The sequence below is a fragment of the Domibacillus sp. DTU_2020_1001157_1_SI_ALB_TIR_016 genome (assembly GCF_032341995.1).
In the GTDB taxonomy this organism is placed as follows: domain Bacteria; phylum Bacillota; class Bacilli; order Bacillales; family Domibacillaceae; genus Domibacillus; species Domibacillus indicus_A.
This window is the reverse complement of the sequence record NZ_CP135438.1, coordinates 34,103-58,025: the sequence shown is the minus strand read 5'-3', so window position 1 is coordinate 58,025 and position 23,923 is coordinate 34,103. Positions and strand designations below refer to the sequence as shown.

Below are 23,923 nucleotides of genomic sequence, written 5' to 3'. Positions count from 1 at the left end.
ACTCATTGGTACGAATAGATAGCTTTATTGGAGAATGTGTACAAATCACAGAAAAAAAAGCACATATTTACTAATGAATTAAGGGTTTGAATATTGTAAAATCAAACTAAATATCATTGTGTCATAAAACGTGACATGAGTGAAAGAAGTGACGGAAGGTCGTCCGCTGTAAAAGACGAGCATTGAAATGAAATAAAGCTGGAGAGCCAGAGATAGGGGAGTGAGCAATGAAACAATTTGATACGATCATTCAAAACGGAAACGTGGTTTTCTCGAATGAGGTGAAAAAAACAAACATTGCGATTAAAGAGGGGAAGATTGCGGCGATTGGCGATACGCTTTCCGGCGAAGCGGAGCACATTATCGACGCAGAAGGCCAATATGTGCTGCCTGGCATGATTGATGTCCATGTCCATTTTAGTGACCCGGGCCGTGAATATTGGGAAGGATTCCATACAGGTTCTCAAATGATGGCTGCAGGAGGCTGCACAACCTATTTTGATATGCCGCTTAACGGGATTCCTTCTACAATTGACAAAGCCGCACTCTTCGAAAAAGCGGAAAAAGGCAGCCAGACGTCCTGGACCGACTTTGCTTTATGGGGTGGACTAGTGCCAGGCAATGAACCGTATTTAGCCGAACTTGCAGAAGAAGGTGTGATTGGATTCAAAGCCTTCTTGTCTACAACAGGAAATAAGGAATTTGAAAACGTAGATGACGTAACACTCTTAAAAGGAATGAAAATCATCGCGGGGCTCGGCAAGGTGCTGGCTCTTCATTCTGAAAGCGGACCGATTACCGACTGGCTCAAAGAAGAAAAAGAACGGGCCGGAAAGGTATCAGCAGATGATTACTTGGAAACACGGCCAATAGCGGCTGAAGCAGAAGCGGTACAGCGTGCTCTTTATTATGCAGAAGTAACGGGATGCCCGCTTCATTTCGTTCATATCAGCTCCGCAGAAGCCATTGAGAAAATTGAAGAAGCAAAACGTAAAGGCATGAATGTAACCGTTGAAACGTGTCCTCACTATTTAATGTTTAATCATCATGCTCTTCAGGAAAAAGGGGCCATTGCGAAATGTGCACCGCCGCTTCGCCTGCCAGAAGAGCAGAAAAAGCTGATTGAGCTTTTGATTGCTGGAAAGTTTGATATGATTTCTTCTGATCATTCACCATGTACAAGTGATTTAAAAGATCCAGCCACGTACAACTTGTTCCAAGCATGGGGCGGTATCAGCGGCGGCCAGTTTTCTTTGCTTTCCATGATGGAGCTTGCCCTGCAGTATAAGATTTCACTTGAACATGTAGCACAGTGGACAGCATCGAATCCGGCAAAACGGTTTGGTCTTGCTTCCAAAGGGGAAATTGCAGAAGGATATGACGCCGATTTTGTGTTATTGGCTACGGATGAGTCGTTTACCGTTACTGAAGAAAACTTCCTTGCCAAAAACAAAATCAGCTTGTATATCGGACACACTTTCCCGTGCACGGTGAAGAAAACGATTAACCGTGGGCATATTGTATATGACCAGGGTGCGATCTTGCCCGCGCAGCCAGGCGGCCAGTGGATTAAGCCGGTACAAGCCGAAGAAAAAGCAGCCAGCTCAGTTAACTGAGCTGGCTGCTTTCTTAATAGAAGGCTAATTTAAGGTGTGGAAAACAAATTCGCAAAGCTGTTATTCATCCCGTCATTCGTCTTTAGGCTTTGCCTCCCGTAGAGGATGAATGTCGCTAATGTTTAAAACCATTAAAAAGAATCTTGTTATCATATGTAGAAAATTTAATACATATCATAGCAATGTTCTTTTTGTCGTTTTAACCAATAAAGCAAAACCTTTTAAAAAGAAAAAGGAAAGGGTTCGAAATTATAAAGTAGTTATAGGTGTTAATAACCGCTTTTCCATTTTGTTCTAATAAGAACATCCAAGCCAGTTTGGTTGCAGATGCATAAGATAAAGAGAATTCTAAGAGAATGGAGGTGACAGAATTGATAGTGACGAAAAAGAACTTTATTTATACAGTACGAAAAGGAGACACGCTTTTTTCAATAGCCAGCAGATTCAGAAGCTCTGTTAAAGCCATTGAGGAAGCAAACCATTTAACTTCACCCGTGACAGACCCTGGGCTTATTTATCCTGGGAATGTGTTGGTGGTGCCTAGCATCTTAGAATCAGGGAGAGTATCTTATATTGTAAAACACAGCGATACAGTCAGTGGAATCGCATCAAAATTCAGCACATTTACAGATCTAGTTTCGGGCATAAACCAATTGAATAAACCAATCATACCGGATCAACAGCTGCAAGTTCCGGTGTTTATCTATGAAATAAAATCAGGAGATACGCTTTCCAGCATTTCACGCAGATTTGGAATTTCACTTTCAAGCATCACTAAAGCAAATCAGGGACGTCCAGGTTATCAAGAAGACCTTATTTGGTCAAAGTTTTATTTGATTCTTCCTCTGCCCACATCTCGAAATATTGCTGTATGGTTGCCCCTTCCCGGAGCAAAAGTAGTTAGCGGACAGCGAGTCCAAGGACAAGCAAGAGCATTTGAAGCCGTTCTTCACCATGAGCTAAGAGATGCAAATGGAGTGATCGTTTCTAAAGAGCGCTTTACAACAGCCGATGCAGGAGCCCCTGAATACGGAAATTTCAAAAGTACATTGCCTTTCGACAAACTCCCTACAGCAAGTACTGGGGAACTTCGTGTTTTCACGAGAAGCGCTAAAGATGGGAGTATTCAAGATCTCGTGAAAATAAAAGTAATCTTTTAAACGTATCGAGCGGAAAGCACATTCTATGGGTCATTGACTCGTTAAAGTGTTTTTTATTTTTATACGATACAAAATAAAGGAAAGGAAAGAGTATTGTATAGATAGGATTTCTCAGCCAAGAAGTTTACTTTATTTTTGGTAAAAAGCCTACGCGGCAAAGGGATCTTTTGGTATAATGAGATCTTGAGTGTAAGAGAGAAAGAAGGAAGAATGGTCGTGGGGTATACGTATAAAAAACAGCTCTACCGGTTAGAGCGTTCCTATTTAGATTACGTGATGAGTGAAGGGTTTATTCGGCTGGCATCGGAAGATGAACAAAACGGACCTGAGTTTCATATTGATCTGCCGAACTCTTTCAAGAGAAAAAGAGCAGGCTTGGAGAAGAAACATATACCTCCTCATATGCGTGTCACGGTCCAAACACTGATCGACACAACTGCTCTTTCGGCGGAAGAAGCCAGCCGCTGAGGGAATGAAAGCGGAAGCGCCAAACAAGCACACGATTCGAATGACGGATCATGTGCTTGTTTTCGTTTCAAGGAAAATAGTGATCTGTTTCTTTATTCCGCTACCTTTTCAAGATTACCATTTCGCTCCATCTTAAACTTAACAGAAGGAGGAGACTCTTCGGAAAATACGACAAGCTTGCGAGCGCGCTCCATAATCTGCATAAGAGATTCATAATCTTCCTGCATAGAGTTATACACTTCTTTCAGCTGATCGAGCTCTTTTGTGACGCTTTCAAGTTCAAGCTGGAGCCGCTTGTTTTCTTCCTGAAGGGAGGCGGTATTTTCTTCAGGTGTCATCGATGACAAATATTGAATGACATCAGTCATCGTCATATAGCTATCTGAACTGCCGGAAGGAAGAGCTGCGTTTTCTGATTTCATATCTGCCCGCTGTTTGCTTTGAGCGCGCAGCCGCTGCTTTCTTTCTTTTTTGGCTGTTTCCATCGCTTGAATATAATGCTGGCGGACAACAGCGTTCCAGCGAAATCCACATGCTGCTCCTGTGCGGTTTAATACTTCTCCTACTTCTTCAAACGCTTTCAGTTGTGTACTTCCTTCCCGCACATGCTTTAACACCGTATTGGCTAGGAAAAGATCATTGTCTTTTGACCAGGCATCCTGACGAATATTCAATGTAAGTCACTCCATTTCGTTTTCATAGTTATAGTAAAATCTAACTGACTGGCGATAGATATGAAGAGTCTTTCCACTTTGGTGTTAGTTTATTCATAAAAAGGGCAAATTATTCTTCGTACATAAAATATACATAGGAAGAAGCAAAAGAAATGCCGCTGGATGGCGGCTATTTTTCTAAGAGAAAGAGGCATTATGATGCGTGAAGGCAAGTTTAATGTAAAGCGGATATACATAGGGCTCTTTGGGCTCGGCAATCTCTTTCCATGAAGTGATGTTGACGACGGGGATGGAAATTCCTTTATAAGAGGTGACAGATAAGGTTCCTTCTATTTCAACCCACATATCCTGTTTCAAGTGTGCAGCTCTATCGAATTCTGCTAGAAAACCGATCAGGCTGGCATCCGCTACGCAGTGTGTAATCAAAAAGCGCGACAAAATAAGCTGGTTGGTTTGAAGACTCTTTTCTTTGAAAACAAAGCCCGTCATTTTGAGCGTACGGCCATTGTACTTGTGGGGATCGGCATTTATTCGCTCGTAATAAGGCTCAAACACCCCGTCGGTCAGGTGAATTACACGGCTGCGTTCAAGAGCGCTGATCCTTTGGTCGAATTCTGCCTGCTGTACTTCTTTTCGGTCCACGGCTATTTCTTCGTGTTCCGACGGAAGGCTTTTATTCTCTGTTTGCAAAAGCAAACCGGCTCCTTTTTGGGCCGCGATCGTTGCATTCAATGTTTGAGGCGGCAGTAGAAAGCCTGTCACCAAGGGAAAAGTTAAAACAGAATAAGAGATATATTTCCGCCTGGAATGGTGATGGCAGTCATGCTTGCAGGACGGGATGTGCTTGTTTTTAGGGCTCCACAGGCGAAAAAATTGAATAAAAACAAGAAAGAAAAAAAGATAAGCGGCACATAAACTAAGCCACGCATAGTCAGGATTTACATATTTTAAGATGGTTCCGCTCGTGTGAAGATTCAGGAAAAAAAGAGAGAAAGCCGTTAAAGCGAGAGCCTTAAACGCTTGATGGGGGTGAAATATCATAAAAGCCGCCTCCTTTACAGAAAAGGTAAAAAGTTTGTACAGAGAAAAACAATGACCGTGATCAAAACGAGTAAACTAAGAACAAAGGTGATCCGAAATACACTGAGAAGCATGAAGGTATTTTTTAAATCGATCATGGGGCCATAAATTAAAAAAGCCAAAATAGAAGAGGGGGGAAACAAATGGCGAAAAGAAGCGCCAATGAATGCATCTGCTTCTGAGCAAAGGGAGAGAACATAAGCAAGCCCCATTATCACAAGAGCGGCGGGAATTTTTTCGCCTCCCGCCTGCAGGAGAGACTGCGCTGAGACATACGTTTGAACAAATGCGGCAAGAAAAGCTCCAATCACAAGGTATTTCCCCATGTCGAAAAACTCATCAATTGAATGAGTCAGCATGCCCCATAAGCGCGCACCAAAGGTGATTTTAGACGGTATGGCTGAAGCCTCTTGTTCTACGGGCTGCTCCTTCAGCTGATTGTGCTTGAAAAAAAGGCCGACCAGCAAAGAAATGAGAACTGCTGCGACAAAGCCCACGCCCATTCGCAGGCCGGCCATCTTCATATCCTGCCCGAAAGCCATATAAGTTGAAAAAAGAACGATCGGATTAATGAGTGGTCCCGTCAGGAGAAACCCCACTCCAGCGTGAATGGGCACTCCTTTGGCAACCAGCCTCCGGACGATCGGTACGATGCCGCATTCACAAGCTGGAAAGCAGGCGCCGATAAGGCAGCTGGCCAAAACGGCTGTAAACCGGTTTTTCGGCATCCACTTTTTGATGTGTTCTTCACGAATAAATATTTGTATAAAACCTGCAATGAACACACCAATTAAAACAAACGGAATCGCTTCTATCAGGATACTTAAAAAAATCGTATTCAGCTGCAAAAGTGAAGAAGGAAGGGACGAAAAGAGATCTTCCTTTTTAAAAAAAGGTTCAAAGAATACAAATAACGCCATACAAAGAAGGGTGACAGACAGTGTGATTGTGAATGGATGAAGACGAATGGATGGAATCATAAGTTTCTCCTTTTTCAGTTGAAAATAAAGACGCCCTGTCCATCGTATATGTATGTATGGAGAAAAGAATTAGTACGATATCGTTGCCTTTGAGGAAGAGAAGTAACGGTATTAGTAGAATCTCAAGAACGGTAAAAAGAGATACAGCGGCATAAGGCGGTATCTCTTTTACATACTCGAAATGGAGCAGAGCAGCTTCATGATCTCTGTATAGAAGAACAAAAGAACTAAACGATTCGTTTCTTTTATTTTTCCTTGATCGGTAACGGCTTCTGGCTTTTAAAATAAAAAGAGGTTCCGTTCTGATTGGATTGAAGATCGTAATCGAGATGAAGCAGCCGGGCCACATCGTGAATAATTTTCAATCCAAGGCCGTTCTGAGCCTGGCTGTCATCAAAGCCGGCGCCATTATCACAAAGGGAAACAACTTGATTCTCAATCTTCACTTCGAGCTTTGCGGCTTTTGAGTGTTTTAAGGTGTTTTGAAATACATTATCAAACAGCCGCTGCAGCCATAACTCATTACTTGTCCAAATTAATGAATGGTGATTGGCATGATAAACGAGTTCAATCCCCTGCACGTTGTACAAGTAACTCCATTTGGTGACCATACTATTTAACAAGTCGCCTACCACTATGTCATGAGTTAGCAGGTAGGAATTCTCCAGCGTTTCTCCGGACTGTACATTCAATCCAGTCGTCAATTCGGAAATATAGTGGATTTGCTTATAAAGCGATTCAAACAGGGGGTCTTGATCTGGATACTGGCTTTCTAAATAAAACAACTGCAGCCGAAGGGCCGTTAAGGGTGTATTAATGTCATGCTGCAGCTTTTGCAGAAGTTCTTTCTTCATTTCTTCCTGCTGCCGGAGTTCCAGCTCTCTATAAGCCGTTCGGTCTATTAACAGATTCACAGACTGGATAAGTTCTCCTATTTCGTCTTTCTTGCTTATTTCCAGCTTGCTCGGGAGCTGTTCACTGCTGGCTAAATTCCGCACCGTTTCATTTAATTTGTTTACTTTACGAAGCAGCGAGTGGATGGACTTGGAAAACAAAAAAGACAGTAAAAAGAAAGATAAACAAAAAGCGGCCATCATCGTCGGATAAGCAAACGATTCATGAAAAGGAACACGCTCTGCTGGATCTATAAGACGGTAAATGATGACCATGATAAAATTAATGGCAAATAACGATAAAGGAACACTAATAACGACTGAAAACAAAAGAAGCTGGTATTTTCGTTTTAACGTCATTTCTTTGTACATGTATTTAATCGGTACCCTTCTCCATAAATGTTTTGAATAATGCTGCCTTCATTGTCATCAATTTTTGCTCTGACTTTTTTTATGTGTACATTTATAATATTTTGATTTCGCTCTTCCAACGGCCATAAATAATCAAAAAAGTGATCTTTTGTTAAAATACGGTCTCTATGCCCGTATAAATAAAAAAAGATTTTTCGCTCGGTCGCTGTAAACATGACTTCCTGATGAAAGCCTCCGTTAAATACTTTTTTTCGCTCGGCATCAATATACAAATGGTTAATCTGCATAAAGGTTCCGTATGTAAGATTGAGCATTTTTTGCATTCTCAGGAGCAGTTCTCTCGGATCGAAGGGTTTGACTAGATAATCTTCTCCTAATGTTAGTCCTTGCAGCTTGCTGTCTATATCCTGCCGGGCAGAGAGAAAGAGGACAGGAATGTTCAGCCCGGCGTTTTTGATTTTTTGTGTCAACTGATATCCGTCCTCGCCAGGGAGCATAATGTCCATAATCACCAGGTCAATATGCCGCAGATCGTTCCATATACCTGTTCCGTCTTTTTTCCAGCGGACATCATAGCCTTCCCGCTGCAGAATTTTCTGCAGCAGGCCGCCAATCATGGTGTCATCTTCTACAATTAAAATCGTAAATCCTTTCATTCCGTCACCTTTTCCTTTTGTAGTGGAAATGATTAATCAGTTTTTATGTCGGTTAAAAAATCAACAGTCAGCTCGTAGATTTCGTCAGATGCGTACAAATAGATAGAGTGTTTTCCTTTTACTTTTCTTACTTCTGCGTGCTCTAGCTGCCGGGCAAATGCTTGATAACTTTTGTTTTGTGCTTTTGTGTACTTTGAATGCTTATTTTCCTCTGTATAAGCGGATAAAAGCAAGACAGGTGTTTGTTTCGGAGGGGGGAGAGCCGCTGATTTTTGTGCATTTTCCGTACTTTGAAGCAGCTCCTTTGCCATATTGTCGTTAAACATTTGTTTAAAGGACAGCGCTTTAAACTGATTTTTTTCACTCTCCGTTAAAAAGGATTGATGGATCACTTCAGGATCGTAAACCTTTGAAGGAGTCAGGCGTTGAAATCCAATTTTCGTTAATAGGCTCATGCTCTTTATCATCAGTGAGTCAGCCGTACTCCATTGATGATTCGCATATTCATGGGGCAATCCAATATCCAGCGCAATGATCGCTTTGATTTCCTCCGGATATATCTGTGCCCAATAAATAGCTTCCAGTCCGGAAAGAGAGTGGGGAACAAGAATATAGGGAGGCTGATGACCGCTTTGAAGCAGCGCTTCTCTTGTTTGGGCAACGATCGTATCTATATCACGGTGATCGTTTAATACGTCACTATATCCATATCCACCACGCTCAACGACGGCAATGGTGCTTTCTTTTGCAAATTTGCTGTATAACCCTTTCATTTCATAAATAGGAGCCGCAATGCCGGAACCTGGCATAAACACAAACGTCTCCGGGCCGCTGCCTTCACTGTATATATTCAATTTTTGGCCGCCGAATTCAACATATTTGCCTTTATGTTCGAGCAGTGCCGCTTCCTTACTCAGCTGATCATGATGATACAAATAAACGAAGGCCGTTACAACAAGGACAAGAGCGAGACATCCAGCTGCTATTTTCTTGACTGTATTCATGAATGTTTTCATACAAAACTCCTTTCACGGTATAGTGAAAGGATAATGAACAAAAATAAATTTCTCATAAATTTTTCGTGAATTTTTCTCTCCTTCTGAAAAATGCTGCTTTTTGGTAATGCCTTTGCAATCATTTTTACCATTCGATCTACTACCTGAGGAAACAACCCTTCTCTAATTTTAGTTTTATGAAGATGCAGCGTGAGCATGGATTGGACAAACAGGTGCTTGATTTTTTGAAAGAAAAACAACAGCGATACTAGCTTAAAATAGCATAAAGATACAAGGAGAAACCATCTTAAAAGATCAAAGATTTTGCTGTTTTTTTGGGGGGATTTGGATAAAATATATTTATAAATAATTAAAGGCAAACTAATCGAAAGGTTAGGACGCAAAGCTGCGGATCTAAAATTCAATAGAATCATGATAGCCGGGCTGCAGAAATGGACGGTACCATCGCCATGAGTACAAACAGCGATTGGTTCATGTTTATTCAAGAAATGACTCGCTTAACGAGCGATTATAAACGCTGTGAGGATAAACGAATAAAAGAACAAATAGTAAGCGATATTACGCTGTTAAAAGAAGCCATTGCACTGCTTTCTTATCCGAAGAGATAAGAAACCTTGTTTTCTAGAAAAAACGGGCTCTAAGATTAGAGATGGAGGCATGGATATGAGTCAAAGAGGTACAATAGCGCTGATCGGCGGAACTGGAATAGTAGGGCGGCATATAGCAGGTGAGGCTGTGAAACATGGCTATAGCGTCCGTATGCTTGTGAGAAATCCCCAGAAAATAAATGAGCAAAACAGCAGTATCAATATATTGGAAGGAAACGTGGAAAGCAGGGATATAATCAAAACGCTGTTAAAAGACTGTCAGGCGGTCATCAATACATTTGGCCAGCCGCCGAAGGCAGTGCCGTTGTACAGCAATGTAACAAAACAGATTCTTGAGATCATGAGTGAGCTTCAAATTAATCGGTACATAGGCGTAACAGGCGGTTCGCTGACGTTAAGAAATGATAAAAAAAGCCTGCTCAATAAAGCAGGCGCTAAACTGTTTCAGACAGTCTATACGGAGATGCTGCAAGATAAGAAAAAAGAGGCAGATCTGCTTTTTCAAACGAAAGAGCTCGACTGGACACTTGTCCGGCTTCCGTTTGTGAAAGAGCGAGAGAAAGCAGCTGCCGTGAAGGTAAACGCTGCGGATATGCCGGGATTGACTATTGGTAACAAGGATATAGCCCGCTTTCTTGTCAGCCAGCTGGAAGGGGAGCGGTATATCCATCAAGCTCCTTTTATTTCTAATTAGTTTAAGCTGCCTCGCTTACTTTAGAATTTCCTTTTAATTTAATACCAGGTGCTATAATTAGGTGTTATAATAGGCGTATATAAAAGTAAACGAGGTGCAAAGAGATGAATGGATCTAAAGCACGTATAACGGCCCTTGGCGTGTATGTTCCCGAGGAAAAGTTAACCAACGATGATCTTGAAAAAATGATAGATACGAGTGATGAATGGATTTTTCAGCGGACCGGAATAAAAGAAAGACGAATAGCTGGAAAAGACGAATATGCTTCCCATCTTGCTTTTCGGGCTGTTGAAAACCTCGTGGAAAGATACAAAAAAGAGCTGCATGACGTTGACGGTATTATTGTAGCGACTTCAACTGGGGATCACGCTTTTCCGAGTGTTGCCGCCCAGGTGCAGCACCACTTTCATATTCCAGCAACGGGTGCTTTTGATATTAATGCCGTTTGTGCCGGCTTTACTTATGCCCTGCATTTAGCTAATACAATGGTTACATCCGGCGTGCATAAAAAAATATTGGTTATAGCGACGGAAACATTGTCCAAAGTAACAGACTTCACCGACAGAACAACCTGTATACTGTTTGGAGACGGGGCCAGTGCTTTACTGGTAGAATATGATCCGGATCAGCCAAGCTTTTGGGGTGTACACATGGGTACAATGGGAGAAGGCGGCGGCCATTTGTACCGGACCGCGCTCGCAGATTCTATCCATGGAAAAGAGCTGAATACAAGCGGCAAAATGGTTCAAAACGGCCGGGAAGTGTACAAGTGGGCTACCCGCACGCTTCCTGAAGGCATAGAAGAACTGCTGCGAAAATCAAATGTCCGTGCTGAAGATATCGACTGGTTTATCCCGCATAGTGCGAATATGCGCATGATAGAATCGATTTGCCAAAAATCAGGATTTCCACTTGAAAAAACATTAACGAGCATGAAACTCTTTGGGAATACATCGGCTGCATCTATCCCTCTCGCTTTAAATGGGGGAGTGGAAGAAGCAAAAGTGAAAGCTGGAGACACATTGCTGCTGTATGGATTTGGAGGAGGACTTACTCATCTAGGCCTTATTGTGAAATGGAACGTAGAAGAGCCTGCTTATTAAGCAGGCTTTTCCTTTTATAAAGGAGAGCTGGTTGTCATAATTGGATGAAGTTTTCCGTCCACGGCGAACGATACTTTCCCTGTTTCCTCAGACACCACAAGTACAAGTGCGTCACATCTTTCGGTTAGTCCAATCGCTGCACGGTGCCGCGTGCCTAACTTTTTACCGGACCAGTTTTGGGCGGATAGGGGCAGGGTATTTGCCGCTGAGAAAATTTGGTTCTCACGAATCACCACCGCTCCATCATGAAGCGGATTGCCAGGATAGAAAATAGATTCAAGCAATGAATGAGTCAGGGCTGCCTGCATGAGCGTTCCGGTGTGAATAAAAGGGTCCACCGCGTCTTTACGCTCGATCACGATCAGCGCTCCATGCCGCTGATTAGACAGGTGCTGAATGCAGGTGGAGATATCCAAATACTTATCTGTAAAAGGAGACAGGTAACAGTTTAAGTAAAAAGAAGCTGCCATTCTTTCTACTGTTTCAAATTGGTCTTTAATGGCTTCAAGTTTGCTTAAAGCGCACCCATCGTCCGCTTTTAAGGTCTCGATACCTTCCTTCATATGAAAAACAATTTCTTCAAGCTGCTGGATTAATTTCAATTTTAATGGAGAAAAATCACAATCGCTTTTTTTCATGGTCATCCACCTCATTTCAAGTCGTCGAACGTGCCAGCGGGTGTGAAGAGTATGTATAAAGAACGGATTTTTTATTTATTCTGCGGGTTTATGTGAAACTTATGTAACCATTTGCGTTTTTCTTGAATGGAATGAGCGGGTTTTTAGCGAAAAGAACTGATTTCGCTTTAAACAGCTGTAAGCATTCAAATTGTTTAATGATGCCAGGAATGATATAATCGTACCCATTCAAATAGTGGGAAAGACCGGTATTTGGAGGAAAGGTAAGTCTATTCTTACTTATTTTTTTGGAAAATGTAAGCGTAAACAAGAAGGAGTGGTACGTTAAAAGTGTTATTAATATGATATGCCGAAAAGTATGCTGACATAGCAGGTTGAGCCAAGAACTGCTGCTTAAAAATGTTAACGTTAACATTGGGGTGAAGGAGTGTAAAACGCAAGCTGAGACAGTAACGAAAAAGGAGGTTTTATCCATGGAAAAAGCCGTCAGTCCGTATTCCTTTACAAATATGCTTATTTTTTTTATTCCGCTCGGTTTTTCGGCCAGCTTAACGGCTATTACCCACTTAATCATTAATGGGACACTAAGCAGGGCAGATCACGCCGAAGTGGTCATTGCCAGCTATGCCATCGCACTTTCTTTATTTGGAATTATAGAACGGCCCGTCCTGGTATTTCGCCAGACCTGTTCTGCTCTTGTGAAGAATGAAGCTTCTTTCCGGCTTTTAAGCAGTGTTTTTATTCAAGTTTCGCTTCTGATTTTTGTTGTGTGCGCCTTGATTGGCTACACACCGCTGGGTCATTTTGCGTTTGTGCATTTGTTTAATACGGATGAAACGATGCTGGCGTCTGTCACTTCTACATTCAGGGTCATTACCTTTGTGATTTTTTTTTCCGGCCTCCGCTGTTTGTATCAAGGAATTATCATTAATCATTTTGAAACAAAATGGGTGACAATTGGCGTCGTGGTCCGGCTTTTTGGCATGTTTTTAGTGGCTTATTACTTTGTTTGGTCCGGCCATGTGAACCACAGCATTGTAGGAGCCATTATTTTTTTAACCGGTATGGCGATTGAGTGCATCATTAGCGTTTGGCGGGGCCATCGAATTGTCAAAAAAGAAATGAAAAGAAGGGAGCCGGCTGTAGAAAAACGAGACATTTACGCATTTTACACGCCGCTTGTTTTTTACTTATCTTTTCAAACGGTAATCATTCCGGTTATTTATGCTTTTCTTGGTAATATTAAAGATGCCCAGACAGGCATGGCTTCTTTTGCCATGGCCCTCAGTATTACAAATTTAGTGCTTAGTTTTTTCATGTATACCCATCAAATCGTTTTGCAGTTTTTCAAAGAAAACAGACGGGCTGTTATCCAATGTGTTATTGTGTTCAGCATTGTGCCTTCTTTGCTTCTGGCTTTCCTGTGCTACAGTCCGGCAGGCATCTGGTTTATGATGAATGTGATGGGCACAAATCTGGCCCTGGCAGAGTCTTCTTTAACAGTGCTGCAGTTTTTTATTTTAAAAACATTCCTTTTTCCCTGGGTGGACTTTTTTGGGGGCATTCTTATGCTGCATAAAAACACAAAAAGTATGGTCGCCCCGCAGGTGTACAATTTAGCCGCTGTGACCGTCAGCAGCTTTTTACTCGTTCAATTTGTGCCTTATTTAAACGGCAGTGCCGGTGCGATTGCTGCTTCACTCGGTGAAATGGTCGGACTGCTTGTTGTAATGAGAGTGGTTTTTCATTTGCGAAAAAGAAAGAGCGGACATTCAGAAACGGTGGTTTAACCTTGATAAGCAAAGGCTAAAGGTCCATGACGGACGGAATATTCTGACTCTTTTCAATGTGAACGCTTTGTGAGGTGATTCGCACATAACAAAACGGTAAACAGTGGACAAAACGCTAATTTTGTCGATTATGTGACGACAAAGGTAGTTTTCTTCTTTATTGAATGAAGAAAAAACGTACTTTATGATGAAAGTATGTTATTAACATTTGAAAGGAAGAAAAATAAATGGCTCAATCTAATATAAAAGTCGCTGTTCAGAAGTTTGGTAACTTTTTAAGTTCAATGGTTATGCCGAACATTTCCGCTTTTATTGCCTGGGGCTTGATTACGGCACTTTTTATTCCTAGCGGGTTTTTTCCAAATGAAAGCCTTGCCAAAATGGTCAGCCCGATGGTTACGTATCTCCTCCCGCTTTTAATCGGGTATACAGGAGGGAAGCTTGTTCATGACCAGCGCGGGGCGGTTGTCGGCGCTATTGCTACCATGGGGGTTATTGCCGGTACGGATATTCCGATGTTTCTAGGTGCGATGGCAATGGGTCCGCTTGGCGGATATGTGATTAAGAAATTTGACCAATGGATTGAAGGAAAAGTAAAATCTGGCTTTGAAATGCTTGTAAACAACTTCTCTGCCGGAATTTTAGGCGGGCTGCTCGCGATTTTAGCTTTCCTGGCGGTTGGTCCAGCGGTAAAAGCTTTAACAAGCTGGCTGGTAGGCGGTGTAGATTGGCTGATTGCAACAGGATTGCTTCCTTTAACAAGTATCCTGATTGAACCAGCAAAAGTGTTGTTCTTAAACAATGCTATCAACCACGGTGTATTATCACCGATTGGGGTTGAACAAGTAAAACAAGCAGGCCAGTCGGCTTTGTTCTTGCTTGAATCCAATCCAGGACCAGGACTTGGCGTTCTGCTTGCATACTGTATTTTTGGAAAAGGCACTGCAAAAAAATCAGCTCCGGGAGCAGCAATTATTCATTTCCTCGGAGGTATTCATGAAATTTACTTCCCGTACATCTTAATGCGTCCACTGCTGTTTTTAGCCGTTATTCTTGGAGGCATGAGCGGTGTGTTCACACTAGTTCTTTTAGGCGGCGGTTTGTTTGCGCCGGCTTCACCGGGCAGTATCCTTGCGATTGCCGCTGTAACGCCGCATAATGCAAGTGCGTTTACTGCAAACTTTGCCGCTGTGCTTGTCGCAGCAGTAGTGTCCTTTGTGGTCGCTTCGTTTGTGTTGAAAACAGGCAAGCAGACAGAAGAAAACATTGAAGATGCGGCTCAAAAAATGCAGGAAATGAAAGGGAAGAAAAGCTCTGTTGCCGATGTATTTGCTTCAAACCCTGGAGAATTCCCGCAAGATGTAAACAAAATTGTTTTTGCTTGTGATGCAGGAATGGGTTCAAGTGCAATGGGTGCTTCGCTTCTTCGTAAAAAAGTAAAAGAAGCAGGCTTGAATGTTTCAGTAACAAACACATCGATCAGCACCCTGCCAGCGGATGCACAAATTGTCATTACACAGGAAGAGTTAACGCCGCGGGCGCAAAACAAACTTCCGAATGCATACCATGTATCTGTTGACAACTTCCTCTCCAGCCCAGAGTATGAAAAATTAATTGACCGTCTCCACAACGGCGGACAGGACCCTGTAGAAGAAATTGTGGAAGATGCGGAAGACAACGTTCCACAAAACGAGGATGGACGAACAGCAGACGGTTTATTGTTAGAAGAAAATGTGTTCTTAAATCAATCTTTTGCTACCAAAGATGAAGCGATTCGTTTTGCGGGTAATGTTTTGTTTAAGGCAGGGTATGTAAAAGAAAACTACATTGAAGCCATGATTGAACGTGACCAAATCACATCCACTTATATGGGAAATGATGTAGCAATCCCGCATGGAACAGAAGAAGCGAAAAAAGAAGTATTAAAATCTGGATTCACAGTTATTCAAGTTCCTCAAGGCGTTGATTTTGACGGCAACCTGGTCCGCTTGATCTTTGGTATTGCGGGCAAAGACGGCACGCATTTAGAAATTCTGTCCGGTATCGCCGTAACATGCTCAGAAATGGAGAATATCGAAAAACTGGTGAACGCTCAAACAGCGAAAGAAATAATCGCTATCCTCAATGGTTCAAATGAATAAGCTTTTTATTCAGTAGAAAAGTGCTTCGTGCGCTTTTCTACTTCCTGTTTTCTAAAGAAATAAGACAAAAGGAGGTGGCAGCATGTTTATTACTTCGAGGGAAAAAGCCATCATTGAGCTGATCATTAAAACATCAGGGAAGCATACCGCTTTTTCCATTGCCTCTTCTTTAAGTGTAAGTGTGAGAACCATTCAGCGCGATTTAAAATCGGTTGAGAAAATTCTGGAGCACTTTGATCTTCACCTGCAAAGAAATACAAATGAAGGCTTGATCATTGAAGGCAGAAATGAACAAATATTTCGGCTGATTCAGCACTTAACAGGCAGCCATCCAGTGGATCAAACACCGAAGGAAAGAAAGCTGCTGCTGCTTTTAGTCTTGATGGAGGAAGCAGAATCCTTTAAGATTCAAGCTTTAGCATCCGATTTAGGTGTCAGCATCACTACATTATCCATGTACTTAGACGAATTGACCGAGTGGCTCCAGCCGTTTCACATTGAACTGAGCCGAAAACGAGGCGTCGGAGTAGAACTGAAAGGACGCGAAGAGAGCAAGCGCAAAGCTTTAGCCCATTGTTTTCTCATGGATTTTAATGAAGAAATGATTGAAAGCCTCTTTTTACTGGAAGAGGGAAAATACCAGCAGGAAAAAGTCCTGCATTATTTCCTTCCGCATTATATGCGTGCGATTGACCGGCTGGTGAATGAAACGATGAATAACCGGTATTCCCGCCTGGCGGACAGTGACTATATCGGGCTTATTGTTCATATTGGCATTACGATGCAAAGAACAGAAGCGGGCTTTTACCTGGAAGAAGAGTTGTTTTTGAGCGAAGAAACAGATGAACACAGCCAGGTAATGGCGATATGTGCACAGCTTGAAGAATTCTTCTCTGTTTCATTTACGAAAGAAGATGTCGAGTATTTAACCACCGTTTTAAAGGGATCCAAGCTGCAGGAAGCAGCGGCCGTTCCTTATGACAGTGTGGTTTTGGGCCAAATGATCAAGCGCGTGATTCAAGATGTATCCTCTCAGCTCCATGTTGATTTAACCCATGATTTTTCCTTGTTTCAAGGCCTTCTTGCCCATATGGAACCCGCTTTGTTTCGCCTGAAACAGCAGATGGGGCTTTTCAATCCGCTAACAGAGGAAATTAAGCGGAAATATCCCGTTTTATTTTTGGCGGTAAAAAACAGTGTAGAAAAAGAATTCGAGGAGATTGAACCGTTTCCTGATGATGAAATAGCCTTCATTGTCCTTCACTTCGGTTCTGCGCTGGTCATGCAGGAAGAAAACATTGCCCTAAAGGCACTCGTGGTTTGCCCAACGGGAATTGGTGCATCGAGGATGCTGGCAAGCCGCATCAAAAAAGAAATTATCGAAATTGATTCAGTTGAAATCAAATCACTGAAAGAAATCGGGCAGCAGAACGTACATACATTTGATATCATTATTTCCACCGTCCGCCTACCGCTTATACATACCGAATATGTATTGGTGAATCCGCTGTTAAGCACGGAAGACATCATGGCAATTAAGGGTTTTCTGCAGAAAAACGTTGAAAAATTAACCAAAAATAAAAAGTATAAAAAACCACTGCCGAAAGAGGAAGACTCACCTGTAAAAGTAGAAAGGCCTTTAACAGAGTTGCTTAAAGAACTTAAAGATACGCAGCAAAGTATTGAGGCGCTGATCGAACATTTTCGTGTACACCCTATCGCTCAGGCACAGGATTATAACCAAACGATAAAAGAAATGCTAGAAAAAGCAGAACAAGACGAGCTCCTATCTCAAGCACCTCTTGTATTCGAGGCGTTAAAGAATCGTGAAAGAAAAGGCGGTCTTGGTATCCCTAACACAGGAATGGGGCTCTTTCACTGTAGAAGTGAACACGTTCACGAACTCGTTTTTCAAATTGCGTATTTACATCACCCTTGTTTAATCAAAGGAATGGATGGAAATGAGATAAATATGAAAAGTTTGCTGCTGATGCTGGCTCCGGAAGAATTAAGTGCGAAAGAGCAGGAAATCATTAGTTTACTGAGCACCAGCTTGATTGAAAGCAACGAGGCGATCATGATTTTTTCCTCCTCGAATGAAGAGATGATCCGCACAAAAATGGAATCGATTTTTTTAGATTATCTTCATACTAATTTGATAAAGGAATGATTGAAATGAAAACAGTTGTACATTTTGGCGCAGGGAATATCGGCCGTGGATTTATCGGAGCGCTTTTCTCCGATTCTGGCTACCATGTGACCTTTGTAGATATTGCCGATCAAACGATTGATCAGCTGAACAAAGATCAACAATATCGTGTAAAACTGGCAACAGACCAGCAGGATGAGATGACTATTACGAACGTATCCGGTTTAAATAACATGAAGCAGGAAGAGGAAGTGGTGGCTGCCATCCAGCATGCCACCTTTTTAACAACGGCAATTGGACCGACAATTCTTCCTCGTATCGCGCCGTTAATTGCAAAGGGACTTACAGAAAGAATGAAGACAAGCGATGAAAAGCTGTTCATTATCGCCTGCGAAAATCAAATTTCAGCAACGGACTTATTAAAAGGATATGTACTGGAAAACCTGGATGATGATATAAAAAGCCGTCTAGAAGGCAGAGTGTTCTTCTTCAATTCTGCTGTTGACCGTATTGTACCGATTCAAAACAATCAAGGGTCACTCGACGTTCTTGTAGAGCCTTATCATGAATGGGTAGTGGAAACAACAGAAGATATTCCTGCGATCGAGGGCATGAAAATCGTTACAGACCTTGCGCCATTTATTGAAAGAAAGCTGTTTACCGTTAACACAGGACACGCAGTGATTGCGTATCTCGGTTATCTTGAAAACAAATCAACGATCGATCAAACGCTCGCAGACGAAGCCATTGAAAAGCAGGTGCAGGCGACGTTGAATGAAACCGGGGCTTACTTAATCAAGCAATACGGATTAAATGAAGAAGAGCATCAGCAATACATTCATAAGATCATTGACCGTTTTAAAAATGCGTATTTAAATGACGGTGTAACAAGAGTAGGGCGTTCACCAATTCGCAAGCTTGGTCCAGATGACCGTCTGGTTCGTCCGGCTGTCCAAGCTCAAAAAGCAGGTCTTTCCTATACAAACTTGGCGAAAGCCATTGCAGCAGCCCTGCTGTTTGACTACAAGGAAGACGAAGAAGCAGTAAAACTGCAGGAGATGATTCAAGAGAATGGGGTAGCTGCAGTACTTAAACAGGTAAGCGGACTGGATGAAAACAGTGAGATTACCCAGGAAGTGCTGCGTCAGTATGAACTGCTTCAAAAATAAGTAACCTTTTTATAAAGACCATGTTAAAAAGCCCGGAAGAATATTCTTCCGGGCTTTTTGTTATTTGTACGAAACGGCTGATTAATGAACCAGGCTGTACAATGCTTTAATGTGTGACAAGTAACGGACATTACTTGCTTCTTTCATAAGCGTTGCCGGCAGTCCTTTAAGTGCTGTGTTGTTCGCACCAATTGTGGCAACAGCATCTTTACGGCCGAGGCTGGCAAGCGTACCAGAATTCACTGGTTCGAATGTATCCATTTTCTTGCCTGTCAGGTAAGCGAACAAGTTGTAGCCAACAAGCTCACCCATTTGCCAAGCGTTTTGTGCAGTCGGCGCATAAGGGCGTCCGCCGTCAGCAGGGAAAGCTACCGCACTGTCGCCTGCTACAAATACGTCTGCATGGGATTTAGATTGAAGGAATTCATTAACCGTTGCTTTGCCGCGGTCCACTTCAAGGCCAGATTCACCCACGATTGGAAGTGCTGCAACGCCGCCCGTCCAAACGAATGTATTTGCTGTAATGCTTGAGCCGTCTTTTAGCTCAATTTTGTTTCCTTCTACTTTTGTAACAGGAAGACCTGTCAAGAATTCAACGCCGCGCTTTTGAAGGCTTTCCGTTGCACGGTCAATTAAAGCATCCGGAAGTACTGGAAGAATCTTCGGACCCGCTTCTACAAGCTTGATTTTCAAGTCGTTGAAATCAACACCGTATTGTTTAGCGATTTTCGGGAAGTTGTCGACAATTTCACCAACAAGCTCGACGCCTGTTAAGCCGCCGCCGCCGATGACGATTGTAGCATCTGCTTCGTTTTTCGTTTCGGCATATGCACGGATGCGCTCTTCGATATGGTTGAAAATTTTGTTCGCATCTTCTACAGATTTTAACACCATGCTGTTTTCTTCAAGACCTGGAATACCGAAGTAACCAGTCTGGCTTCCAAGGCTTACCACAAGCGCATCATACGATAGGGAAGAGCCGTCTGCTAATTTAACTTCTTTATTATCTACTGAGAAAGATTCTACTTTCGCGATTTTAAGATCAATATCTTTTCCTTTGAAAAGCTTTTTCAATGGAATCGCAATGGCTTGCTCTTTCAGTGTTCCTCCAGCAAGGCGGTGCAGCTCTGTAATAATTTGGTGAGTAGGGAATTGGTTCACCACTGTTACTTGTGCTTCATTTTTGCTTAAATATTTACGAACAGTCAGGGCAGAAAGTACGCCGCCATAACCTGCACCTAAAATCACAATATGTTTTGACATCGTTTATTCTCCATTCTTACTCATTAAGTGGTAAAAGACTTATTTTTGATTTGCGCGCTCGTTGCTCACTTGAAGGAACGCATTTGCAAAACGGAATAGTTTTTGAGCCTGCGGGTCTTTCAGCATTTTCATTAAACCAAACAAGCCAATTACTTCATTACTTTCATCTGCACGGTCTTTTGCTTCAATAGCAGTAGCCGCAAGGTTTTTAACAGTATGTGTAACCGGTTCTGCAAGTTCTGTAACCGCACTAACCGTATCATTTTTTAACACTTCGTCGGTTGCAACAGATTGAGCGAAATCATATGTTTTTGTTAGAATTGTCGTCAATTCTGTTAATTTAGGAAGATGTTCAACTAAAACTGTTAATGATTCTTGTACTTCAGGCTTTAAAAGCTGATCAAGTACGTCTAATTGTTCCTGGCTCACAGTCAATGTTTCTGACTTTGGTTGAGTCATTGTTTCTGGCATAACCCATTCTCCTTTGCCATAGCTGTTTGCTATGTATATATTCTCCAAATCTCTAAAAGTTTGTGAAATGTTGCACAAGCGATTCCGCGCGAAATCGCTTTTAACACTATCAGTTAAACTTCACTCCACTATTATAGCGCTTTATCGTTCCAAAATTCCAGCTTAATTTTCATTTATTCTTAAAAAAATTGCTCATAAATCTATGGTAAGTATTGAACAAGTCAGTGGGGCTAATCGGTATAAAGAGCTTGAAGACCAAATTAATGCAGCCAATGAAGCGTTAGGATGTACATGCCTAGACAAACGGAGAGCGTTATCAAAGAAAAAATAGGGCGAATAAGATATGTTTATTCGTATGGAAGATCAGGTAATTAATATCGCAGAAATGGGACAGAGGAGTGTCAGAAATTTATCTTTATGTAGGTGGCTATTTTCACAATAAAACAACAGCAAAGGAAGCAGCTCGAAATGCTGATAATGTAAAGTGAAAGCAGGCAGAAGAAAGAATGATTGCAGCCGCCCAGCGTATAAATCAGAATGCTGCCGCATATGAAAAACGTAAGCAGGAAAAAAGAAAAGCGGGAAGCTTTCAAATAAACCATTCCAAGGGGGAAGGATCATGAGAGAAGGGGATTGGATTTGTGTCCGCTTTGATTTTCACACATATTTTGGCTACGCAAACAAAGTATATGATGGTCAAGATGCGTTTCAAATGTGCATTTTAAAACGGGTTGATAAAAAGGGTAGTCAGCATTTCCATCTAGGGAAATACAAAATGCTATATCAATCGCAAGCTGAACTGATTGAAATTGAGCATTTAGCAGATGATTATTCCACTTTGATTGATCTTGCTTTAATGACTCGTGATCGGGAATGGTTTGATGAATTAGTTGAGAGGGCTTCTTTAAAGACAGAAGAGCCTCTTGATAACCAAAAGCATTATTGGATCCTCCAAGGTATACAAAAAATAAACAAGATGATAGCTGCTGGCTTTGCTGTCCTCGGACAAGCTTTAAGAAATGCTTTTAGTTTTATCAAAGGGAAGTTCCTAGAAGTGCTTAATGAAATAAAGCTTTATAAAGATAAATGCGCAGCACTTATAAAGCAGTTGAGTGAAAGCTATAAGGGTTGGTGGATTAAAGTGGATACAAGGGAGCAAAATCAGGTACTGGCTGGATAATAAGCAGAAATTCGTAACGGGCAGGTGTGAACGGAATGAATACGATCAAGCTGACGAAAAAAAAGACGCTTTCATCGCTATAACTAAATACAGTTTGCATATAATTCAAATTAAATCCAATACCAAACAATAATTAAAGTGTGCATACATCATACGACATGTTTCTGGTACACAACCCCAACCACGTTTTTCATTAGAGCATGCTGGTATGTTTAAGGAAAGAAGTTAAGCGTGAAGGTGAAGAATAACGATTAAAGGCATCCTATGGGATGTTTTTTCTTTGCTCAAAAAACCTATTAATCGAAATTAATAGGTTCTTCAGTAACATTTAAAGTAGCTTTCACAATGGTAACATCTTGAAAATTAACTTGAGAATTCATTGTAAAGTCATCTGGCAGAGCAGATATGTATTTTAAAAATTCAGCAGCATGTGCAGGGGATTTAAAATGGGTACAGTCCAATATATCACTCGTCGTATGAACAGATCTGCTTCCCTCGAGGGGGGGAATCATTAAATATACGTCTTCGGATTTTAATACATGAGTTACTTTGCCCACTAGTTGATCCTCCTTTATTCTAAAGCCTTTTATTACCCGTAATAGGCTATGAAAAAACCTTTTTTCACAAATATAATGTATATGTGAAAGAGTAAAAAATAGAACCCTGCAAAGAGACAGGGATAGATAATTTTTTTCGTACCGCAATTGGGTGATTGACGGATATTATGGACGATGCTTAAATCAATTTTTTGCTTTGTTTCCATGCTGCACACTCTGGAACATTCTAGTACAGAGCAAGGCAGTACGAGGTAGAGGGAAATGAACCCCACTCGTCGTTAGCAGGAAATTAATTCTCGATATAAACGAATTCCTGACGTTTATTCATAAGCCGTCATTTTCCCTTTTATTTAAAAACCATTCCCCTTTTGCGATAGAGACTACTTGGCCGCCTACTTGCACATTTATTTTTTCCCTTTCTTTTTCTGCTTTTAAAAATAATAAAGAAGGCCGTTTTATTTCGTATCCCTGCTCTACACGAATATCAATCTCCTCGTTGCCAAAGTAGCGATATTGAACTAAATAGGCCGCTAAACATCCGTTTGAACTTCCAGTAGCAGCATCCTCCGGGATTCCGTAATAAGGGGCAAAGTCACGAACGTTTAAATGGTTTTCTGCGTTGTATGTTTCCGGGGAAAACGCCAAAATAGCTTTTGCTTCGGTTTGTTCAATAAGCTGATAGTATTTTTCTAGATTTACGTGTATGTTTTTTATGGCATGCAAAGAGGTGACAGGCACAATAATAACCGGCAGGCCAGTAGATACCTCTTGAATAGGAAATCTCTCATCGATATATGCTGGATCTATATTTAAAATATCTGTTATTTGATCTGCATCGATTATTTTTCCGAAAGAAGGTTCATTTTGTTTCATCCATACAATCTCTTTTTTATGATCAAATGTAACGGGTATTTGACCGCTTTTGTATTGCAAGAGAATAGAATCTGCCGGTTCTTTGACCATTTCTTTGTTAATCACAAAAGCTGTGCCGAGCGTTGGATGTCCGGCAAAAGGAATTTCTTCGTTCGGAGTGAAAATTCTAACGCTGTAGCCATCCGTCGTTTCTGTATTCGATAAAATAAACGTTGTTTCTGAAAAATTGATTTCTTTGGCGATTTGCTGCATTTCATCAGCGGAAACGTCTTCTGCTTCTTTAAAAACAGCCAATTGATTTCCTGTGTATGGGCCTTGAGAAAAAACATCGACAATAGAATAAGGAATCTTTTTCATGGGTCCCTCCAGTAT

22 protein-coding genes and 1 riboswitch are annotated in these 23,923 nt (G+C 41.6%); of the genes, 11 read left to right on the top strand and 11 right to left on the bottom strand.

The genetic code is table 11. The features are described 5' to 3' along the window. The first annotated feature begins 227 nt into the window (after window positions 1–227). The 3 genes from RRU94_RS00270 (at window position 228) to RRU94_RS00260 (ending at window position 3,244) form a co-directional block, all read left to right on the top strand. Window positions 228–1,616 carry an allantoinase gene (locus tag RRU94_RS00270; RefSeq protein ID WP_315691287.1) on the top strand — a complete coding sequence of 463 codons (1,389 nt, stop codon included), beginning with the start codon at window positions 228–230 and terminating at the stop codon, window positions 1,614–1,616. A gap of 377 nt (window positions 1,617–1,993) precedes the next feature. Beyond that, window positions 1,994–2,776: a LysM peptidoglycan-binding domain-containing protein gene (locus RRU94_RS00265; protein WP_315691910.1), complete on the top strand. Its 783-nt coding sequence runs from the start codon at window positions 1,994–1,996 to the stop codon at window positions 2,774–2,776. Between the two features lie 216 nt (window positions 2,777–2,992). Next, a complete protein-coding gene (locus tag RRU94_RS00260; RefSeq protein ID WP_315691286.1) occupies window positions 2,993–3,244 on the top strand; it encodes a hypothetical protein in 252 nt (83 codons plus the stop codon). A 92-nt stretch (window positions 3,245–3,336) separates the two neighbouring features. Here the strand turns inward: RRU94_RS00260 and RRU94_RS00255 are convergent, their stop codons facing one another. The 6 genes from RRU94_RS00255 to RRU94_RS00230 form a co-directional block, all read right to left on the bottom strand. Further along, window positions 3,337–3,918 carry an RsfA family transcriptional regulator gene (locus RRU94_RS00255; RefSeq protein ID WP_315691285.1) on the bottom strand — a complete coding sequence of 194 codons (582 nt, stop codon included), beginning with the start codon at window positions 3,916–3,918 and terminating at the stop codon, window positions 3,337–3,339. 177 nt (window positions 3,919–4,095) lie between these two features. Continuing rightward, complete coding sequence (locus RRU94_RS00250) at window positions 4,096–4,959, bottom strand: TIGR03943 family putative permease subunit (RefSeq protein ID WP_315691284.1); 864 nt, start codon at window positions 4,957–4,959, stop codon at window positions 4,096–4,098. A gap of 14 nt (window positions 4,960–4,973) precedes the next feature. Continuing rightward, window positions 4,974–5,918, bottom strand: a complete 945-nt coding sequence (locus tag RRU94_RS00245; protein ID WP_315691909.1) for a permease — start codon at window positions 5,916–5,918, stop codon at window positions 4,974–4,976. Window positions 5,919–6,223: 305 nt separating this feature from the next. Beyond that, a complete protein-coding gene (locus RRU94_RS00240) occupies window positions 6,224–7,231 on the bottom strand; it encodes a sensor histidine kinase (protein ID WP_315691908.1) in 1,008 nt (335 codons plus the stop codon). After that, the gene (locus RRU94_RS00235; protein WP_315691283.1) at window positions 7,228–7,899 is read right to left on the bottom strand and encodes a response regulator transcription factor; all 672 of its coding nucleotides are present in this window, start codon (window positions 7,897–7,899) and stop codon (window positions 7,228–7,230) included. Before RRU94_RS00235 ends, RRU94_RS00240 begins: the two co-directional genes overlap by 4 nt. A 32-nt stretch (window positions 7,900–7,931) precedes the next feature. Next, complete coding sequence (locus RRU94_RS00230; protein WP_315691282.1) at window positions 7,932–8,915, bottom strand: alpha/beta hydrolase; 984 nt, start codon at window positions 8,913–8,915, stop codon at window positions 7,932–7,934. Between the two features lie 344 nt (window positions 8,916–9,259). Beyond that, window positions 9,260–9,346: riboswitch (cyclic di-GMP riboswitch) on the top strand. On the opposite strand from RRU94_RS00230, the gene RRU94_RS00225 reads away from it, so the two are divergent. From RRU94_RS00225 to RRU94_RS00215, 3 genes are all read left to right on the top strand, one after another. Next, window positions 9,347–9,523: a hypothetical protein gene (locus RRU94_RS00225; RefSeq protein WP_315691281.1), complete on the top strand. Its 177-nt coding sequence runs from the start codon at window positions 9,347–9,349 to the stop codon at window positions 9,521–9,523. 55 nt (window positions 9,524–9,578) lie between these two features. Continuing rightward, entirely contained in the window at window positions 9,579–10,217 is a 639-nt protein-coding gene (locus tag RRU94_RS00220) for an NAD(P)H-binding protein (protein ID WP_315691280.1), read from the top strand. 104 nt (window positions 10,218–10,321) lie between these two features. Beyond that, complete coding sequence (locus tag RRU94_RS00215) at window positions 10,322–11,320, top strand: ketoacyl-ACP synthase III (protein WP_315691279.1); 999 nt, start codon at window positions 10,322–10,324, stop codon at window positions 11,318–11,320. Between the two features lie 14 nt (window positions 11,321–11,334). Here RRU94_RS00215 and cdaS read toward each other — a convergent pair whose 3' ends face one another. Next, complete coding sequence (gene cdaS / locus RRU94_RS00210; RefSeq protein WP_315691278.1) at window positions 11,335–11,958, bottom strand: sporulation-specific diadenylate cyclase CdaS; 624 nt, start codon at window positions 11,956–11,958, stop codon at window positions 11,335–11,337. Between the two features lie 473 nt (window positions 11,959–12,431). Between cdaS and RRU94_RS00205 the strand changes: the two genes are divergently transcribed. From RRU94_RS00205 to RRU94_RS00190, 4 genes are all read left to right on the top strand, one after another. Continuing rightward, complete coding sequence (locus tag RRU94_RS00205) at window positions 12,432–13,748, top strand: multi antimicrobial extrusion protein MatE (RefSeq protein WP_315691277.1); 1,317 nt, start codon at window positions 12,432–12,434, stop codon at window positions 13,746–13,748. Window positions 13,749–13,975: 227 nt separating this feature from the next. Beyond that, window positions 13,976–15,889 carry a PTS mannitol transporter subunit IICBA gene (locus RRU94_RS00200; protein WP_315691276.1) on the top strand — a complete coding sequence of 638 codons (1,914 nt, stop codon included), beginning with the start codon at window positions 13,976–13,978 and terminating at the stop codon, window positions 15,887–15,889. An 82-nt stretch (window positions 15,890–15,971) separates the two neighbouring features. Beyond that, window positions 15,972–18,059, top strand: coding sequence for a BglG family transcription antiterminator (locus tag RRU94_RS00195; RefSeq protein ID WP_315691275.1), 2,088 nt, complete (start codon window positions 15,972–15,974; stop codon window positions 18,057–18,059). Between the two features lie 5 nt (window positions 18,060–18,064). After that, on the top strand, window positions 18,065–19,207 hold the full coding sequence (locus RRU94_RS00190; protein ID WP_315691274.1) for a mannitol-1-phosphate 5-dehydrogenase: 1,143 nt from the start codon (window positions 18,065–18,067) through the stop codon (window positions 19,205–19,207). A gap of 81 nt (window positions 19,208–19,288) precedes the next feature. Here the strand turns inward: RRU94_RS00190 and RRU94_RS00185 are convergent, their stop codons facing one another. Both RRU94_RS00185 and RRU94_RS00180 read right to left on the bottom strand, forming a co-directional pair. Then, a complete protein-coding gene (locus tag RRU94_RS00185; protein ID WP_315691273.1) occupies window positions 19,289–20,470 on the bottom strand; it encodes an NAD(P)/FAD-dependent oxidoreductase in 1,182 nt (393 codons plus the stop codon). 39 nt (window positions 20,471–20,509) lie between these two features. Beyond that, complete coding sequence (locus RRU94_RS00180; RefSeq protein WP_315691272.1) at window positions 20,510–20,941, bottom strand: helical membrane plugin domain-containing protein; 432 nt, start codon at window positions 20,939–20,941, stop codon at window positions 20,510–20,512. Window positions 20,942–21,560: 619 nt separating this feature from the next. On the opposite strand from RRU94_RS00180, the gene RRU94_RS00175 reads away from it, so the two are divergent. After that, on the top strand, window positions 21,561–22,121 hold the full coding sequence (locus RRU94_RS00175) for a hypothetical protein (RefSeq protein WP_315691271.1): 561 nt from the start codon (window positions 21,561–21,563) through the stop codon (window positions 22,119–22,121). Between the two features lie 296 nt (window positions 22,122–22,417). Here the strand turns inward: RRU94_RS00175 and RRU94_RS00170 are convergent, their stop codons facing one another. Together RRU94_RS00170 and RRU94_RS00165 are read right to left on the bottom strand one after the other, a co-directional pair. Beyond that, the gene (locus RRU94_RS00170) at window positions 22,418–22,678 is read right to left on the bottom strand and encodes a hypothetical protein (protein WP_315691270.1); all 261 of its coding nucleotides are present in this window, start codon (window positions 22,676–22,678) and stop codon (window positions 22,418–22,420) included. Between the two features lie 324 nt (window positions 22,679–23,002). Next, a complete protein-coding gene (locus RRU94_RS00165; protein WP_315691269.1) occupies window positions 23,003–23,908 on the bottom strand; it encodes a PhzF family phenazine biosynthesis protein in 906 nt (301 codons plus the stop codon). Window positions 23,909–23,923: the final 15 nt, after the last annotated feature.

Coding starts and splice junctions, on each gene's coding strand:
- RRU94_RS00190 (WP_315691274.1), top strand. CDS start 18,065: ATGAAAACAGTTGTACATTTTGGCGCAGGGAATATCGGCCGTGGATTT.
- RRU94_RS00235 (WP_315691283.1), bottom strand. CDS start 7,899: ATGAAAGGATTTACGATTTTAATTGTAGAAGATGACACCATGATTGGC.
- RRU94_RS00195 (WP_315691275.1), top strand. CDS start 15,972: ATGTTTATTACTTCGAGGGAAAAAGCCATCATTGAGCTGATCATTAAA.
- RRU94_RS00240 (WP_315691908.1), bottom strand. CDS start 7,231: ATGACGTTAAAACGAAAATACCAGCTTCTTTTGTTTTCAGTCGTTATT.
- RRU94_RS00165 (WP_315691269.1), bottom strand. CDS start 23,908: ATGAAAAAGATTCCTTATTCTATTGTCGATGTTTTTTCTCAAGGCCCA.
- RRU94_RS00230 (WP_315691282.1), bottom strand. CDS start 8,915: ATGAAAACATTCATGAATACAGTCAAGAAAATAGCAGCTGGATGTCTC.
- RRU94_RS00220 (WP_315691280.1), top strand. CDS start 9,579: ATGAGTCAAAGAGGTACAATAGCGCTGATCGGCGGAACTGGAATAGTA.
- RRU94_RS00225 (WP_315691281.1), top strand. CDS start 9,347: ATGGACGGTACCATCGCCATGAGTACAAACAGCGATTGGTTCATGTTT.
- RRU94_RS00215 (WP_315691279.1), top strand. CDS start 10,322: ATGAATGGATCTAAAGCACGTATAACGGCCCTTGGCGTGTATGTTCCC.
- RRU94_RS00250 (WP_315691284.1), bottom strand. CDS start 4,959: ATGATATTTCACCCCCATCAAGCGTTTAAGGCTCTCGCTTTAACGGCT.
- RRU94_RS00245 (WP_315691909.1), bottom strand. CDS start 5,918: ATGGCGTTATTTGTATTCTTTGAACCTTTTTTTAAAAAGGAAGATCTC.
- RRU94_RS00200 (WP_315691276.1), top strand. CDS start 13,976: ATGGCTCAATCTAATATAAAAGTCGCTGTTCAGAAGTTTGGTAACTTT.
- RRU94_RS00180 (WP_315691272.1), bottom strand. CDS start 20,941: ATGCCAGAAACAATGACTCAACCAAAGTCAGAAACATTGACTGTGAGC.
- cdaS (WP_315691278.1), bottom strand. CDS start 11,958: ATGAAAAAAAGCGATTGTGATTTTTCTCCATTAAAATTGAAATTAATC.
- RRU94_RS00205 (WP_315691277.1), top strand. CDS start 12,432: ATGGAAAAAGCCGTCAGTCCGTATTCCTTTACAAATATGCTTATTTTT.
- RRU94_RS00185 (WP_315691273.1), bottom strand. CDS start 20,470: ATGTCAAAACATATTGTGATTTTAGGTGCAGGTTATGGCGGCGTACTT.
- RRU94_RS00175 (WP_315691271.1), top strand. CDS start 21,561: ATGAGAGAAGGGGATTGGATTTGTGTCCGCTTTGATTTTCACACATAT.
- RRU94_RS00270 (WP_315691287.1), top strand. CDS start 228: ATGAAACAATTTGATACGATCATTCAAAACGGAAACGTGGTTTTCTCG.